Raw genomic sequence first — 15181 nt, 5'->3', positions numbered from 1 at the left:
TCATGCAAGATTTAGCAAGTACAGAGCAGGTTGCGGAACAAGAACCGTCGGTGCACGAGACGTTAGCAAGCCAAGCGCACGAGCAGAATGAAAAGCCGAAAAAGAAAAAGCTCGAACTCACGAAACGAGGCAAATTGCTCACGCATATTGGGATGCTGCTATTTGTGGTTATAGCGATCATCATAGTTTTGGATTACATGACCAGTTCTGAGCCACAGGCCGGAACTACAGTGGCAGCACCCAACTCTATTACAGGAGCGATTCAAACTAGTGATTCGACAGTATCCACTGAACAACAGCAGCGCTTAGATGTACAGGAACAGCAAGACTTAGATAGCTCCAATCAAACCGGCAGCACGTTTGTTCAAAGCAATCTTTTTGATGTCGACGGCTTCAAAGAGGCCGAAAGCTCACCCAAGATAATTGTGGGCGCTTCAGCGAATGAACATGAAAAAGCAGGTGCACAACAACAGCAACAGTCCACTCAGATCAGCGCCGAAACTCAACCGGTGAATGTACTCGATGATGCCACTGATACCACTCGGCTTGGCGGGAGTGCTCAAGGGCGAACTGCCGGCTCAAGTTCTAGTGCTGTAACGACAGAAGCGAAACTTAATAGAATCACTGATCTGATGGGTGAATTCGACAATTCTCGTCAACAATCAGGTCGAACTGGTTCGATGAAAGCTGGAAATCGGATGCGTGTTGAGCAAGAAGAGCAAGTCGATTTCGGTCTCTCCGATACCGTAATTGCAGGCAACGCCACCACAGATAACCTATCTCAAGAGTTCCAGCCCCGCGCAACCAACACAAAAGGAAAAGGGCGAGGCTTGAGAGTTGGAGATACGCTAATCGGCAAAGTGAAAAATGGGCTAAGGTCAACGTCTCCCAGCCCACTGTTGTTAGTAGAGGTTGTGCAGCCAGAAGAATTGAAAGGGGCAATGTTCAGTTTTACCCCGCAGGTGGCGTATGACAATTATGTGTTTCAGTCGAATTCGTTCAACTACTTCGGTGAATCAGATCAAATCAACGCAATTGTCGTAACACCCAGTGCCAACTTAGAAACTGGATACCGCACGGACGTGGATTACCATCGCCTCTACAAGTGGGGGATGATTTTCTTCAGTGGGATTTTTAGCGGTGCAGCGGACTATGTGAACAATTTAGGTGGTTCGGTTGCGGTTGGTGGTGACACAGTGATTGAAACTAATGAATTTGATTGGAAAAAACTGGTCGCTTCATCCGCTGGTGGTGTGGCCGATAGCGCGCAGCAAGAAGTGGAAAAGGCAATACAGATACCACCAACAGTATGGATAGATGCCGGCGATATCATAGGAATAATGATTGCGGAAGACTACAACCCACAGTGGTTCCCGTTCATTCCCAAGCAGCGCAATGATTTGCTCGATAGTCGTCGAAGCCTTAACTAACAAGAGAGACTTAGTTGAATTATGTCAGATAAACATCAAGAAAATGAGCACACCATTGACACGCTAAGCGATCCAGAACGCATGCGAGAAGGTGTGGACCAAGACATGGATGAGTATGATGCGTTCACTGCCATTCAAGATGAAATCAACAACAATCAGGCATCATTCGAGGATGATGAGGAAGATGTAACCTCCGAGTCAGAGTCTGACGTTGTGGACCCATCGATTGAAGAAGGTAAGTCGCAAGTTGAGGATAATTTCGAACAGCTATTGAACCAAGTGACACCGACGACATTGGACACAGAGCCTGCTGAGGGAGTGAATGACGACAGTGAACAATGGATGCAAGCAGAGCGACCAATAGATAAACAAGAAGAAGATGTCGAGGCTCTACCTCCAAGTGATGACACAGAAGAGGCGCCCACTGAACTGAGCGATGCAGGTGAACAGACACCGGAAAGCTTACCGTTCTACCTCACCACCAAATTTTTTGCGGTGGTTGGCGTCATCATATTGATCAGTTTAGGTCTTCTGGTGATGACAATTGTCGATGATCTATCAGCAGGGGATGAGAAACCGACCGGAAACACAATGGGTGGGCAAGTGGGCACTGTTCAATCACCACCAACAGAACTTGCTTTGCCAGTATCAGAGGTGAACACGTCCGAGAGCATGGACACACCGACAGGGGAAGCGCTGTGGAATGGAGTCGCGATTAGCACCCAAAAGGATACGAACGACTACACCGATAGTGACCCGATCACGAGAGACCGTATTCGCAACCTGCAATCACAACTTACCGATATGACGATGAGACTCGATAGGGCCAATCAGCAAATCGACATCAAGGATACGGAAATACAAAGCGCGCTGAAGGAAAGAGATAGCGCACTGAGCACTATAGCGAGTCAGAAACAAGATATTGTGAAAGTGACAGAACGCTGGGAACAGGAAATCGAAAAATCCCGACTATTACAAAATGCTATCGCAAAAGCGGAAAACGAAATCACCACGTTGAGAACCGACTTGGCCACTGAGAAAAAGCTCACTTTACGGGAAAAACAAGGTCGAGAGGTAGCTGAGCAACGGTATTCAGAGCTATTAGCATCGCAATCCAAAGAGTTTATCGAACTCAAAAACTCAGTAAGCAGTTTAGGTGAGCGATTTGATGATGTAGTCGCCGAGCGAGAGCTGCAACAAGCCAAGAAATACTTAGCGGAATTGTCTCTGATTGAAGTGGACCAAGACTCGGGCATTGGTCGGTTTGCAGTCATAAAAAACGGCAAAGTAACCAAGCCCATAACCTTGCGTCAGGGCGAAGAACTCAAAGGCCGAGGGATTGTCAGTCGAATCGACCCATACGGATGCATTGTATTCGCAGATGGGGAATCGTATGAACCGCTCAATGGCTATTGCCCATAGGACGCAGACAAATGATTGAGTTAATCAAGTTATTCTCATACGCGACGTACATCATCTATGTCGCAGCAATTGTGGCGGGTGTAGTTATATGTATCAGCGCATTTATGCACCTAGACAGACTGAAAGGGAACCAATCAAGCGGGATGATGCAACCTGACAACACACCGCTGCATACTGTCACGCGATTCATGTTCGGCATTTTTCTGATTGGTTCGAACATGATCGCAATGTACTCAATACGGTCACTAGGAGCGGCAGAAAGTTACGTGACGGACCCATACGCTGCACTGGGGTACATTCAAGGAGTACAGGTCAGTGAAGATGAAAAGATTCTAGCGTTGTTCGCGCTTACCTTATCAAGAACCATTGGTGCTCTAGCGATCACCAGTGGCTTGAAACACGGCTCAAATATGAGTCATCCACAGGAACAGGTTCGACAGTCGGCACGATTACGCTTGCTGTGGGCCGTTCCTTGTTCTTTGATTTTTATCTACCCAGAGTGGTGGATAGACATCGCAGCAACCTATTACAGCAAAGCCGCATATTTTTCAGGCCTCATTCATGGATTGTAATTAAAGGAAAACCAAGATGACTAATCTAGTAAATGGCCGTATGGCCAACACACTCAAATCAAAAACAAAACTCATGGCAGCGAGTGCATTGATGCTTACTTCGTCGCCAGTGTGGGCCGCAGACCTTACAACGCTAGGAGGTCGAGTTGTTCAGATTCTATCGCTAGTGGTAGGGATCTGTTTACTCGGCGCTTTCACGTACGGAATCATCAAGATGGTGGGCTTTTTTGCGGGGCTGAAGAAGCTTAAGGGTGCACAGCAGCAGGACCCATCAGCTGGCAAAGATCTTGGTATCGACTTCGCTATGGCCCTTGGCCTAATGGGTGTAAGTGTCATCATTAGCTACGCGGTAGTCTCATTCTTTGGCACAACAGCAATTATCGATGCAGTTGTTGGCTCAACAGGTCAAGAGTCAATTATTAACCTTAACCTTGGGCAAGGAGAATAATCAATGGCAGGGCATGTCATGTATCATATCGGTATGAATCGCACGCACGGAAGAGACCGTCTACTCGAGCAAGGCAATGCTCAATTTGTAGCCATGGCAAAGACTGTCATGTTACGAGATGAGTACACATGTCAGTGCTGTGGTTTCAAATCAACCGCGTGGCAACAAGTGGTCACGCGCAATGAGCAGTACACGCTCGCTGATTATACCGAAGCCAATATGATCACGGTGTGCCCATTGTGCTTTTTGGGGTTAAGACTGGGTTACGCCGCAGAAGAGGACAATATCACCTTCGTATACCTTCCAGAACTGACACAAGCTGAACTAAACAACTTGATGCGTCTGATCTATTTCTATTTAGAATTGCCAGAAGTGGATGTTGAGGAAGAAAGCCTAACGGAAGAGCAGCAATCTTTGAACGATTGTAAGTCCTATGTCGAGGCACTATTGATGGAACTCAGAGACCGTCGACAGGTAGCAGATAAAGACGTATACACGCACTGTAAAATCAATGATCTCAAAATGTTAGCCACAATGTTTGCGCAGATGCCTGATGACAAGTACGCGAAACGAGAGGCATTCTTGAAACCAATGAGGTATCTGGCCGATCCATCAATAATGGTCAAGTTCAACAATCACTATCGTGACACCATTTTTAAACAGTTGGATGGTCATCGAGAAATCTTAAAAAGCGCGAGCTTCAAACTGGACTCTTTGATTCGATAGAGTGAGTTATGACCGATGAACGAATTTGTGCTGATATGGAAAGTGAACCCGCTAGAAAACCACTCCCAGTGGTTATGCATTTGGCCGGACTGTCGAACGCAGCGCGCAGATTCGTTGGAAGCAGCTTTGAGCGTCGAGGATGTATCTAAAGCCGCCATTTGCTATAGCAATATCGCGGTCGAACATCTAAACACGAATAATACTCGAGCACGACTGATCCACTTCAATCTTACTCCATTCGAGTATCGTTATGTGCTAGGCCTGTTGGATGCATACTTACCAGACTTTGAAGATGAATCCAGCATTCTATCCAATGGGCAAATTCATAGAACAGAAACAAAATTAAAGCGTCTCATGCAATGGGTCGGACGCTTTCACGCTCACCGGATTTTGTTCGAGAAGCAGGTGGGAAATAACACGAATGTTGCGCGACCAAGCGACTCGTTTAGGCGCATGGCGCAATGGCTACAACGACGCTCGTGTCGAATCTATGCCGAAGGTGCGGTGATGGATAAACACGTCTACTGCGCTCGGTGGGCCGCGACTCATTGGCCAGAAATGATAAGACTAGGGGTTGCTTCCACGCCGACACGAGACGCAGGCATGTTGAAAGCCTGCAGAACCGATCCCGCTAGAGTGCTGTTGATAGAGCAGGCAGCGTTTATCCTCGTAAATTTCTCTAAAACCACGGTGGACCTTGATTATCCGGCCAAACAATCGGTTTGGGTGTCCAATGCGGAGTTGAATGCCATTGCCCAAGCTGATCCGAAAACACGATTTGAGGTGGAAGACCTACTGGTATTTGCTGTGAGCGAGTTTGAACCTGTCGATGTATTGGTAGACGAAAGCTATGAACTGGCAGTCACTCACGGGATTGTTGCGCGTTGTGTATCAAATCAGTTCGATGGTACGTGGACGATGGCGTATTGGCGCTCAATGGAACGTGCCAACTGGATTTCATTGATTGCACAGGTGAAAAAACAGTTTCAAGTAGTGATTAGCGGTTACGGTGACGGATATTTGAGCTTCTACTGTTGGGAAGGCGAAATGGCGCGCCTCACGGAGATGCTTCGGTTGAGAGCCGCAGTGCTTAAACAATCAGACCAAGATTTTGATGCTGAGTTCAAACAGGAACTACGGTCGCTTTTGCAATCGCGAGAGGACAGCTTGAATGCAACTACAACAGATAATGACGAGTTAGACAATGACTATTCACAAGCACAGACAGCCGGAATTTAATCAAAATACTATTGGCCAATCGCTAAGTGAATTAGAGCAAATTGATAGTGATGTGGTACGGATGTTAGACCATGTCACTGAACAACCAACAAGTAAGCTACGACAAAAACTTTTGAGTTCCATTGTAGAAAAAATGGAAACGGAGTTAGTAGCTGCAGAAAGTGGGGATGAAAATGGGAATTCTTGATTGGCTGAAACCTAAGCAGAAGATAAAGCACTTCGACTCGACACGTTACATTGATTTGGAGACCCCCTGCCATATCGATGAACATGCCCTGATAACTCGCAATGGTGGCCGAGTTACTTTGATCAAAGTAAATGGAAGCATGAATATTTTAGGGGAAACGGGGGGTGAAGAGTTCTCAGCCACGTGTGAATCTGTCCTATCAATGATGCGGACCCTATTCAATAATGATCCAGATGTCAGTCTCACGTGGACGTACGAGCAAGATCCAGAACTCACAGAAATAGAGCTCCGAGAACGGGTACGTCCATCAGTCAATGCCGCGGCTACGCTCGGCCTAGAAGTAGCAGACATATTTGAAGAACTGGTGCAAGGGAACGGGGAATACTGCATGTCACAAGATGCATATGTTGCCGTCTGGACAACCCCTATTCCCCAACAAGAGTACGTAGACGGGAAGCTAACCAATGTCGAAACGGAGAATGTACCGTTGATGCGAGTGCATGACTTCATGTTCAAAGGGTCTGCGAACCCATTTCTTAGTGATCTGCAAACCATCAAGAAGCACCAAAACTACGTTAAGACGGTCATCGAAAAACTTAGGCAAGTGCAGATAATTTGCGACAAGCTTAAGGGGAAAGAAGCGGGACAAGAGATCCTTCGCAAAATTAACCGAGGGGATCACGCTTTTACGCCGATAGTGTACCCAGACGCATTAAGTGAGATAACACCGGCCACCGACAAAGCCATAGTTGACCCACAAACAGGAAGAGTCGACGTATCCTCATTTATGGCGCCTTCCATGGCAGAGCAGTTGGTGAGACGCAATATTCACGAGACCAAGCATGAAGGCGTATTGAAAGTGGGTAATATCTTTTACGCCACCCACACAATAGATGTGTTTCCAAAGCAGCGTCTCTCCTTCAATAAGTTACGCAAAGCACTGAAGGGGACACCATTTAGAATGACCTTCATCATCAAGCCTAAGCCGGTGTCCATGCTCAGCAGTATTCATGCATTTATGAATGATCACTTGGCAGGTTTGAGTGAGGACAACCGCGAAGCCTATAGGCAAATGCAACTTATGCGTAAGAACGAGGAAGAGAAAGACATACCGAGCGTATTTGTGCAGATTTTGCTGACCACATGGGCTAATAATGAGCAAGATGTACTTCGCTACTCTTCGATTATTGGTAATACCATGACCGACTGGGGTGGTGCGCGGGTAGAATATGACAATGTTAGCCCATTTCAGACGTTTTTCACCAATATCGCCGGCGTTAGTACTAATAGTCATTGTCTGGGTACCATCATCGGTGTGGATAGACTCATCGGTTCGTTGCCTCATCAATTGGAGAGCTCGTTAGAGAGCTATGGACCAATCATTTTCCGTCATGACAGCGGCAAAATAGCATCGTACAACCCCAACAGTAATCTTCAAGACTATGACTACACCATCTACTTAGCGCGCCCGAGACAAGGTAAATCGCTGTTGATGAACATGAAAGCATTCATGAAGCTTCTGGCGGAAGGGGCTTCAACATTGCCACTTATCACGTCTATTGATATAGGCCCGTCGAGTGAAGGTGAATTGCAACTTGTGCGAATGGCGCTGGAAAAACGATTTGGCAAAAAACAAGCCAATCGAATGGTTGTAAGTCAACTATGGGACCCATCACGCGGGGATTGGAAGATCAACCCAAATGACATCCGTCTGGGTCGAAACTATCCAACCAAACAGGAAATGGAGTTTATCACGAACTTTTATCATTCGGTGTGTGCAGACGCAGACACCGGCAGACCGATTGATGGAGGGGCAGACATCATCAATGTGTTGGTGGAGAGAACGTTCTTACACCTTGCAACTGCACACGGAGAAAAGATATTTAGTCCGGCGCTTGCCCCGCGACTTTTAGAGCTGGCGAAGGAATACGACATCGCTGTGGACAGGAAAGATCCACTTAATGAACAAGAGAAAAAATTCCGCAGCTACTATGAATTGCGAGACGAATTCTTCTTGAGAGATTGTATCGAAGGTGCATCACTAGCACATCGATATGCGATGCCAACGGTGCAAGACTACATCGCTATGCTGACGACGGACCCAACCATCCAAGATAGGTTTAAAATCTATCGTGAGGCTTCCGCCATCATTGCTCACAAGCTCAAAACGCATCTTATGGAAATGCCGCACCTAACACGCGTTACGACGATAGATTTTTCCGAAGCGAGTGTGATTAGCTTTGATTTAAAACCGATCGCTGAGGGGGCAACGGATAATGCGTCCCGTATCCGTTTGTTCACGGAATACATGCTAGCGATGAACGTCGGCATGAACAAATTCTTCATCAACGACTCTATTCTTCAAGATATGAGCCCAATGTATGTGAAATACTGGAAGGATAGGATCGACCAGTTTAGTCAAGTGGACAAATGCTTGAACTTGGATGAGTGGCACTCTCTGACGATTAAATCCATTGTCGGTGGCGAAGAAATTTCGATGCCGGTCGCAGGTTCCGCGTACATTGAATGGTTAATCAAACAAGCACCTAAGTGGCGCATGAACATCAACCAAGCGAGTCACTCATCTGCGGACTTTACTTCTGCAATGAAAGATCTCGCGACGAATGTCTTTATCTATTCTGGTACCAAAGGAAAGGAACTGGAGCGAATCACTAAAGACTTTGGTTTGACAAAACCTCAAGTCGCGGCACTTACTGAGTTGCACTCACCTGATGAAAGGGGCTCACAGATGCTGTGGCTGTATTCTGTACGCTCGCAGGAAGGGATCACAGGTGTGAGAGGCTCGGCGAAAGTAGAGTTCTTGTGTTGCGGCAGTATGTTGTGGGGGTTGAACACCTCTGCGAAGGATTTGCCTCACAAACTGAAGTTAGAACGTGAGCACAGTGGCCGACCTTGGTTGAAAGCTCTTTGCAAGGCATACCCCAATGGTTCGATGGAAAAGCATCGCTCAGGAATCATAGCTCAACTTAGAGAGTCGAACATGGAAGCCGACCAAGTGCTAGGTAGTGTCGAAGATCAGCTTTATTCACGAGTGTGTCAGACACTTGTAGAAATGGAGTACGGAAAAGAAGTACTGGCAGATGTTGAAGCTATCAAGAAAAAAATAGCCAAAAATTAGCGACGGGTGGGCTAGAGACGGTGCTTGCTTAGAGAAAAACTTGATGCGTGTCGGCGTCGTAAAGTACCCACTCGTCAAGCCCGTCGTCGCCAAACTCATCGCTATAAAGTTCTGGTTGTTGTTCCCCATAAGGCGGCAATTGGTGCTCACTGAGAAACTTGAGTCGCATTTGATCAAGTAATTGGTGGGCCTCATCAATTTCCCTATCCAACATTGCATGAAAAGAGGTGAAACCGGAGATGGTAACAATCTCATCTGGCTTCAGATTCGGGCGGTTAAAGAAGAGACAAAGTGTGTTCGAGTGTTCAAGTTGACCAATTCCGAATACGTTAAAGAAATGCCTAGAAAATTCTTCGTTTGTGCAGTTGATTGCGTCAATTTTCACATCGAAAGTCGCTTCAATCGTGGTGTTCGTTATTCCATCGCAATCATCGCTTTCACAATGAACAGACAATATACGTGCTTGGTAGTGATAAGTCATTGAGGTTTTGGACATAAGTTCCCCTTGGGGTGAGTAAAAAAGCTAGGCGGAGCCTAGCTTTTAATAATGGTGAGAACGTTGAGTCTATGTACGCTTGCGGAGCCAACCAAAACCAAGCAAAGCGACTAGGGATAGGAAGCCCAATGAACCGCCGCCGCCGCCGCCGCCAACAGCACCGCCCGTTGAATCATCATCGGAGCCAGTGGCGATAGCGCCGCTCAGAAGAATGGTATCTGAACCATTCAAATCGATTTGAGCGTTTTTTGCAGATGTGATGCTTTGACCACCAGCATTAAAGGTGACCGCGATAGTACAGGCATCGCCAGACGCCAATGTCGTATTGCAGTCGGTCACATCCGCAGAGAACAATCCAGTAGAATCGTTCAAAGTTGGCGTGAGTAACTGAGATGAGTTGGTGTAGTTAGCCACCACTACATCAAATTGCTGCGCAGATGTTGAGCCGCTAGTGACATAGCGAGTAGCGCGAGGGTACACCAATTTATTCATTGCTCCGGTGATGTGATCCATTGCAAGAGTGAAGTGCTGCACATTACCCACATAATCAATGATACTTGATGATGAAATAACACCAACGATATTGCCGTTGTAAGAGACAGGAGTACCGCTATCGCCTTCACCAAAGCTCATATTAGAGAAACCGTAACTCTTGAATTGATCAGTACCATCATATGAGCAAATGATGCCCATCGTATCACTGGCTGTACACACCGCTTCAACATACTCATCGGCGAGTGAATCAAATTTCGAAGATGGTGGCGTATTGGTGCTGATGACGCGTTCAACGCCTTTTTCCCAATCGGTGGTGACACGCAATTGCATCTTCTGCATCACAGAGGGGTAAGACTCGCTTTCAGTTACGCCCCAACCGCGAAACGTCACAGTGGTATCAGCAGGTAGGTAGGACACTAGATTATCAGTGTCATACAATGGCACGATACGCGCACTGTCCGAATGAGGGATGGGTGCCGACAGGCTAAGTAGTACCCAATCAGACGTAAAATCACTGGTCTGGAAGGTACGTCCGTTCATATCGGTGTCGGCAGGATAGACATCCGTGTCAAACCAGTTCTGAGCTTTAGTCACCCAATCATTCACAATCGGTGCGTTAGCCCCGTCAACAAGGACGGTGTACGTCACATCGGTAGTTTTGAGTTCGCTGCGAACACCTTGGCTTACATTGAGACTTCCCGTATTTGGCAGAGCGCCATCGACGGTATTATCGGAAGTAAAGCAATGGCGAGCGGATAGCAAGTAGCTAGAACCGATAAGGGCACCGCCACAGTTAGAGCTATTGTTTACCACAAGCTTAACAACATAATCCTTGTAGTCCGAAGCGCTGACATCTGTACCATTGAGTACCGCGTGAGCATTGAGAGATAGCGCTGAAGTAATAGCCGCTACGATAGTTGACGTTTTTACATTCATAATTACCGGTTCCATGTGATTATTTACAGGTAATGTTATCATAATAAGAGAAATAAACAAGCTGTTTTTGATAAAATAACAAAAAAAGTATATGTTATTTTTTATAGCTGATCCTATTACAGCAAGAGAAGAGTCAAATGGAAAGATTTATCGAAGGTTACTCGGATAAAATGCCGCTTTCATCCCAAGTCCAGATGGTTGTCGATCTGAGTAAGCCAGACATTTCGCTTAAGCTAAACGATATTCACTCTATCTTAAACGAGGTGATTTCTGAGGTAACCGATAAGCCGCTCATTGAACAGGTGTTCGATATGGTTGAAGAACTCAACTGCGAGGCTTATCAGACGGTTGTACAAAGGAATCCGGCTCTGAACCTAAGTAGCAACCAACTGCACACCTTGGTGGATGGGCTTGGTAAAGAAATGAAAGGTCGGGAAGAAATCTACAGCAGTAATCACGAAACCCACTCTAGTGTGGTGAACTCATTGTTTAACTCGCTAGCCTCAACAATGCTTAACCCATCTTTGAGAGATGACAGCCCTGACCGTCAAGCAGCGGCAGAAGAATTGCTTAAGGATTGGATGAGACAAGGGAAGGTGTAATATGTTGCCAGCACTGGAAACCAAATTAAATCAATCTGCCGAGCTACGTAAAAAGCTGACGGTATTAAGTTCCTATATTCACAAAAATTTGGTGCCGGTTCGAAAGCACCATGAAACGGCATGTGAAGAGATTGAAAAACAGTTTCTTATGCAAATTAGGCTTGTTGAGTCAGACAGCATCATAGCGAATCCACATAAGTACACAGCAAAAGCATTTAGCCACTCTGTCATATCGAGAAGGCGATTGGTTAACTCCATTGAGCAGTATTTAGAAACCACTGCTCAATGGGCATATAGCGCATCCAACGAACTTAGGAAGTAACGAGCATGATAGTGAATAATCACCGTTTTATAGCGATCGAAATAAGAGAGAGTGTTGCGAACATCAGTTTTGAAGCTTGGATACCACTCGATGCTACCGGAGAAGCAATTATCAGGGGTACCATTGTCGCGCTGGAGAACGCGCCAATAATAGACTACGAGGTGAAGTGGGACGTGGAAAGTCTGGCTTTGTATCGCGATCGTGGTCACGGGCGACGATTGGTGGGAGTGACAAACCTAAATCAATTACAAAGTGATCAGTTGAAAAAACTGAAAGAGAATTTGACGTGTACTTCGGCAGTCAAACAATTCGACGAAGACGTATTGACGCTCTTTCATGAACTGTTAAGCAAATTCTTCAGCGATCGTAAGCGCAAGCAAGTAAGAGAAGAACTCGAAGGTGAGTAGCTCAACAAATTTTCCTTTTAAGTGGGGTAATATCAGTGGAACTGCGCTTGTAGTGAGCCCGTAGACAGAACCATACATCACCGGCTGTTCCATTGCGATGGACTTTTCGGTTAGTGCGCCACGCACGAGCAATGCCTTGTTTACCCGCTAGCCAAGCTCGATGAACCTTCGTTGAAGCAAACAGCCTTCGGATGCCCCGAGCAGGTATCACCTGAGACCAGCAAACAATAAAAGCCCAATGATATACTTCATCATTGCATCTGCTCATCAATTGCCCTTCTTAGCTAGTTGTCGACTGCGATTTTACACGAGGGGCACCTCTGAAAGTGGCTTCGTGAGCGCCAATTCGCTCTAAATAGCTCTCGACTGAAATGTGTGGCCGCATAGACACTTTCTCCCATTTGCCACCCGCTGCCCGTAGGTGGATGACCCCAGTATAGTGTTTTGGTTTTTTTTGCCAAAGTGTGTCATCAATCAGACAAAAAAGTGTTTCGCCAAATAGGTGAGGGTGGGTGTCTTTAGTCGCCAGTTTGTGCTCTCTTGCTTGAGGCGAGGTGCAATGCAAGTTGCACGGAAACTTGAAGGACGCTTTGAATTTCTGCATGTCATAAGCCCTATGTGATTAACGCATGGATATTGTGTGAGTAGAATAAATCGTTACCAAGTAATAGAGATTCACACTGAGCATTAAAACAGATCTCTTTTCTACCGGTTGGCTCTGAATAACCCTGCAATGCCTTATTCAGTAATGCTTAAAGAGCTTTCCAGAAAACTAAAATACTGAACCTACATAGCTCAATCCATTCTGAAAAATCAGCTCAATACGATGACTTTTCAGAAGAGACCAACGCCGCTTCGCTTTGCTCAAATCGTTGATAGCGATAGCAAAAAACGCTAAAGCTACAACGATTACCAGACTTAGCTTGGATACAGGGTAGATTTTCCAGACCTTAATCTAAAGGGTCACGTAATTTCCCCTTGTTACTGTTCGTCGTAGGTAATGCGATTTTGGTAACTGCCCCAAGCATCCCATTTCGCACGTTCCATCAATGCTTCACCGATACCCATTAGAGTGCTACGGTCTGAGAAAAACGCATCTTCGATTTGTTCGAGAGTGGCGTTTTCTGCTAGGCCAGAAAGAGCGCTAACAGGGTAAATCGCCTCTACAGAATCAACCCATTCCTTGATTTCTGTCGGTGTTAGTTTTGGCAGTTTGGTAGCCATAGGTCGCATATTCCCCTTAGTTTTCTTTGGTTGGCTTACCAACTCTTTCAAAGTAGCTCTCAAGCTTTTCTAACATAGATAAGCGTTCATCATGATCGCCATGATCAAGAGTTAAGTAAGCGTCCCATAGCAATTGCTTTTGGTCTGGTAGTGGCAAACGTTTCTCATCAAACAGCGGAATTTCATTGGCATGACTAACTCGAAGAGTTGCCCTATCTCTAGGATGCAGATCTTGATTTGAGAGTTGTTCTAAATGCTTCTCTAAGATAAACATTGTGTAACGCTTGTCAGTAGCAAGTTGAATATAATATCTAAAGCCATTTTTCTGCTCTCTGACATTAATAACTGTTACCACTCGCCCCAAAAATGTCTGCTTTTTTTCGATGCTATGGTTAGAGTTAAGAGATGAAACAAGTGCTCTCTGACCAATGGAAAATTCTGAATCAGCCATCATGTTCCCTTATTGCTTTAATTTTTGACTTTTTAGCCTAGCAACGATTCGCTTAGAGCCAATATGACCAATTAATACCACCGTTACGAGAGTCACAACGCCTAAGAGTACACCGTAGTTTTTAAATACAACTGCTATTCCATACCAAAGCAGCAGTAAAATTCCGATCAATGCGACCAATCTGATAATGGGCATAAATTTCCCTTAAGTTTCGTAAGTTTGATGTGTTGAGCGTTCATCATGCTTGTCCTTTACTGGACGGGAAGAGTCTATCTATCTTCTGAGAAAGTCTCTCGAACGTATCAGAGTCGCTTTTTCCACCGCTGTAGCTAGTACTTCGTAGTGAATAATCCATTGAAAAACGGGGTAAACCCGCTGATGGTGATGCGTCAGACATATAAACACGCTTGCCCACCAGACCAATTTCTCTAGCAGCATCTCTGATGCGACTTTTCCACACAGAGTTGTTTAAGTTTGCTTGAGCAAAGCCCTCAAATTTTTGGTTTAAATCCAAGTTTGTGGAATTCATGTGGACATTTCCATGATTACGAATCTGTTCATTTGCCCAATCTATCAACCATTGAACTTGCTCTGATTTACTCTTCTTCATAACGGTTCATACCCTGTTAAAGCTTGATTAGATCGTTTGCCAATTTCTCCTACTGTTTGTTTTTAACGGCTATTGGCTTGCCATTTTTATCTAATACGGTGTACCCAACAGAACGAACACGCTCCATTTCTGTTTGAGTATCACTATCAAAACCATCCAATCGGTCTAGAGTTACAACATAGCCTTTCGCACGAAGTGATCTAACCGCTTCACCCACTTCTTTATCCGTTTGCATTTTTCGATAATGCTGCAACATCTGTGAGCAAAAGAACCCCAACAACCCGACGAAAAGAGCCAAAGCTAGTGAGTTGGCATCAAGCATTATTTTCCCCTTAGAGTGTGAACAGCGCGCCTGTGCCAATAGCTACAAACACCCAAATTATAACAACTATTGATTTAATCACGCTCAAGTGCGCGGTTTGCTTCTCTGCTTCATCCAGCATTTTTTGTTCAAATTCAGTCATCGCTCTTTCCC

Annotated in this window: 18 protein-coding genes; 11 read left to right on the top strand and 7 right to left on the bottom strand. The window is 45.6% G+C overall.

Going from position 1 to position 15181, the window contains the following annotated elements; genetic code table 11:
* The first annotated feature begins 2 nt into the window (after positions 1-2).
* The 8 genes from AC6R1O_RS05675 to AC6R1O_RS05640 are packed head-to-tail and all read left to right on the top strand — an operon-like array spanning position 3 to position 9163.
* A complete protein-coding gene (locus AC6R1O_RS05675) occupies positions 3-1430 on the top strand; it encodes a TrbI/VirB10 family protein (RefSeq protein WP_500656664.1) in 1428 nt (475 codons plus the stop codon).
* Between the two features lie 21 nt (positions 1431-1451).
* On the top strand, positions 1452-2852 hold the full coding sequence (locus tag AC6R1O_RS05670; protein ID WP_500656663.1) for an MICOS complex subunit MIC60: 1401 nt from the start codon (positions 1452-1454) through the stop codon (positions 2850-2852).
* Positions 2853-2863: 11 nt separating this feature from the next.
* Positions 2864-3424 (top strand): hypothetical protein, encoded by a 561-nt coding sequence (locus AC6R1O_RS05665; protein ID WP_500656662.1) that lies wholly within the window; start codon positions 2864-2866, stop codon positions 3422-3424.
* A 16-nt stretch (positions 3425-3440) separates the two neighbouring features.
* Positions 3441-3872, top strand: a complete 432-nt coding sequence (locus AC6R1O_RS05660) for a hypothetical protein (RefSeq protein ID WP_500656661.1) — start codon at positions 3441-3443, stop codon at positions 3870-3872.
* A gap of 3 nt (positions 3873-3875) precedes the next feature.
* On the top strand, positions 3876-4598 hold the full coding sequence (locus AC6R1O_RS05655) for a hypothetical protein (protein ID WP_500656660.1): 723 nt from the start codon (positions 3876-3878) through the stop codon (positions 4596-4598).
* Positions 4599-4613: 15 nt separating this feature from the next.
* Positions 4614-5837: a hypothetical protein gene (locus AC6R1O_RS05650; RefSeq protein WP_500656659.1), complete on the top strand. Its 1224-nt coding sequence runs from the start codon at positions 4614-4616 to the stop codon at positions 5835-5837.
* On the top strand, positions 5803-6024 hold the full coding sequence (locus AC6R1O_RS05645; protein WP_500656658.1) for a hypothetical protein: 222 nt from the start codon (positions 5803-5805) through the stop codon (positions 6022-6024). The genes AC6R1O_RS05650 and AC6R1O_RS05645 overlap by 35 nt, the downstream gene beginning before the upstream one ends.
* Entirely contained in the window at positions 6011-9163 is a 3153-nt protein-coding gene (locus tag AC6R1O_RS05640) for a hypothetical protein (RefSeq protein ID WP_500656657.1), read from the top strand. Before AC6R1O_RS05645 ends, AC6R1O_RS05640 begins: the two co-directional genes overlap by 14 nt.
* 28 nt (positions 9164-9191) lie before the next feature.
* Here the strand turns inward: AC6R1O_RS05640 and AC6R1O_RS05635 are convergent, their stop codons facing one another.
* Positions 9192-9659 (bottom strand): hypothetical protein, encoded by a 468-nt coding sequence (locus AC6R1O_RS05635; protein ID WP_500656656.1) that lies wholly within the window; start codon positions 9657-9659, stop codon positions 9192-9194.
* Between the two features lie 69 nt (positions 9660-9728).
* Positions 9729-11090, bottom strand: a complete 1362-nt coding sequence (locus AC6R1O_RS05630) for a trypsin-like serine protease (protein WP_500656655.1) — start codon at positions 11088-11090, stop codon at positions 9729-9731.
* A 137-nt stretch (positions 11091-11227) separates the two neighbouring features.
* On the opposite strand from AC6R1O_RS05630, the gene AC6R1O_RS05625 reads away from it, so the two are divergent.
* Genes AC6R1O_RS05625 through AC6R1O_RS05615 form a run of 3 tightly spaced genes read left to right on the top strand, consistent with a single transcriptional unit; the run spans position 11228 to position 12421 of the window.
* Positions 11228-11692, top strand: a complete 465-nt coding sequence (locus tag AC6R1O_RS05625) for a hypothetical protein (protein WP_500656654.1) — start codon at positions 11228-11230, stop codon at positions 11690-11692.
* Between the two features lies 1 nt (position 11693).
* Complete coding sequence (locus AC6R1O_RS05620) at positions 11694-12014, top strand: hypothetical protein (RefSeq protein WP_500656653.1); 321 nt, start codon at positions 11694-11696, stop codon at positions 12012-12014.
* A gap of 11 nt (positions 12015-12025) precedes the next feature.
* Positions 12026-12421: a hypothetical protein gene (locus tag AC6R1O_RS05615; RefSeq protein WP_500656652.1), complete on the top strand. Its 396-nt coding sequence runs from the start codon at positions 12026-12028 to the stop codon at positions 12419-12421.
* A 981-nt stretch (positions 12422-13402) separates the two neighbouring features.
* Here AC6R1O_RS05615 and AC6R1O_RS05610 read toward each other — a convergent pair.
* From AC6R1O_RS05610 to AC6R1O_RS05590, 5 genes are all read right to left on the bottom strand, one after another.
* Positions 13403-13645 (bottom strand): hypothetical protein, encoded by a 243-nt coding sequence (locus tag AC6R1O_RS05610; protein ID WP_500656646.1) that lies wholly within the window; start codon positions 13643-13645, stop codon positions 13403-13405.
* A gap of 16 nt (positions 13646-13661) precedes the next feature.
* Positions 13662-14096, bottom strand: coding sequence for a hypothetical protein (locus tag AC6R1O_RS05605; RefSeq protein WP_500656651.1), 435 nt, complete (start codon positions 14094-14096; stop codon positions 13662-13664).
* Positions 14097-14334: 238 nt separating this feature from the next.
* Positions 14335-14706: a hypothetical protein gene (locus AC6R1O_RS05600; RefSeq protein WP_500656650.1), complete on the bottom strand. Its 372-nt coding sequence runs from the start codon at positions 14704-14706 to the stop codon at positions 14335-14337.
* 49 nt (positions 14707-14755) lie between these two features.
* Complete coding sequence (locus AC6R1O_RS05595; RefSeq protein ID WP_500656649.1) at positions 14756-15028, bottom strand: hypothetical protein; 273 nt, start codon at positions 15026-15028, stop codon at positions 14756-14758.
* A 10-nt stretch (positions 15029-15038) separates the two neighbouring features.
* Positions 15039-15170, bottom strand: coding sequence for a hypothetical protein (locus AC6R1O_RS05590; protein ID WP_500656648.1), 132 nt, complete (start codon positions 15168-15170; stop codon positions 15039-15041).
* Positions 15171-15181: the final 11 nt, after the last annotated feature.

The sequence above is a fragment of the Vibrio sp. R11-SG3-ISO3-SZ genome (assembly GCF_059834345.1).
This window is presented reverse-complemented; position numbering and strand designations above follow the sequence as displayed.

Bases quoted from the DNA above. Each gene is read 5' to 3' on its own strand.
- AC6R1O_RS05675 (WP_500656664.1), top strand. From the start codon at position 3: ATGCAAGATTTAGCAAGTACAGAGCAGGTTGCGGAACAAGAACCGTCG.
- AC6R1O_RS05670 (WP_500656663.1), top strand. From the start codon at position 1,452: ATGTCAGATAAACATCAAGAAAATGAGCACACCATTGACACGCTAAGC.
- AC6R1O_RS05665 (WP_500656662.1), top strand. From the start codon at position 2,864: ATGATTGAGTTAATCAAGTTATTCTCATACGCGACGTACATCATCTAT.
- AC6R1O_RS05660 (WP_500656661.1), top strand. From the start codon at position 3,441: ATGACTAATCTAGTAAATGGCCGTATGGCCAACACACTCAAATCAAAA.
- AC6R1O_RS05655 (WP_500656660.1), top strand. From the start codon at position 3,876: ATGGCAGGGCATGTCATGTATCATATCGGTATGAATCGCACGCACGGA.
- AC6R1O_RS05650 (WP_500656659.1), top strand. From the start codon at position 4,614: ATGAACGAATTTGTGCTGATATGGAAAGTGAACCCGCTAGAAAACCAC.
- AC6R1O_RS05645 (WP_500656658.1), top strand. From the start codon at position 5,803: ATGACTATTCACAAGCACAGACAGCCGGAATTTAATCAAAATACTATT.
- AC6R1O_RS05640 (WP_500656657.1), top strand. From the start codon at position 6,011: ATGGGAATTCTTGATTGGCTGAAACCTAAGCAGAAGATAAAGCACTTC.
- AC6R1O_RS05635 (WP_500656656.1), bottom strand. From the start codon at position 9,659: ATGTCCAAAACCTCAATGACTTATCACTACCAAGCACGTATATTGTCT.
- AC6R1O_RS05630 (WP_500656655.1), bottom strand. From the start codon at position 11,090: ATGAATGTAAAAACGTCAACTATCGTAGCGGCTATTACTTCAGCGCTA.
- AC6R1O_RS05625 (WP_500656654.1), top strand. From the start codon at position 11,228: ATGGAAAGATTTATCGAAGGTTACTCGGATAAAATGCCGCTTTCATCC.
- AC6R1O_RS05620 (WP_500656653.1), top strand. From the start codon at position 11,694: ATGTTGCCAGCACTGGAAACCAAATTAAATCAATCTGCCGAGCTACGT.
- AC6R1O_RS05610 (WP_500656646.1), bottom strand. From the start codon at position 13,645: ATGGCTACCAAACTGCCAAAACTAACACCGACAGAAATCAAGGAATGG.
- AC6R1O_RS05605 (WP_500656651.1), bottom strand. From the start codon at position 14,096: ATGGCTGATTCAGAATTTTCCATTGGTCAGAGAGCACTTGTTTCATCT.
- AC6R1O_RS05600 (WP_500656650.1), bottom strand. From the start codon at position 14,706: ATGAAGAAGAGTAAATCAGAGCAAGTTCAATGGTTGATAGATTGGGCA.
- AC6R1O_RS05595 (WP_500656649.1), bottom strand. From the start codon at position 15,028: ATGCTTGATGCCAACTCACTAGCTTTGGCTCTTTTCGTCGGGTTGTTG.
- AC6R1O_RS05590 (WP_500656648.1), bottom strand. From the start codon at position 15,170: ATGACTGAATTTGAACAAAAAATGCTGGATGAAGCAGAGAAGCAAACC.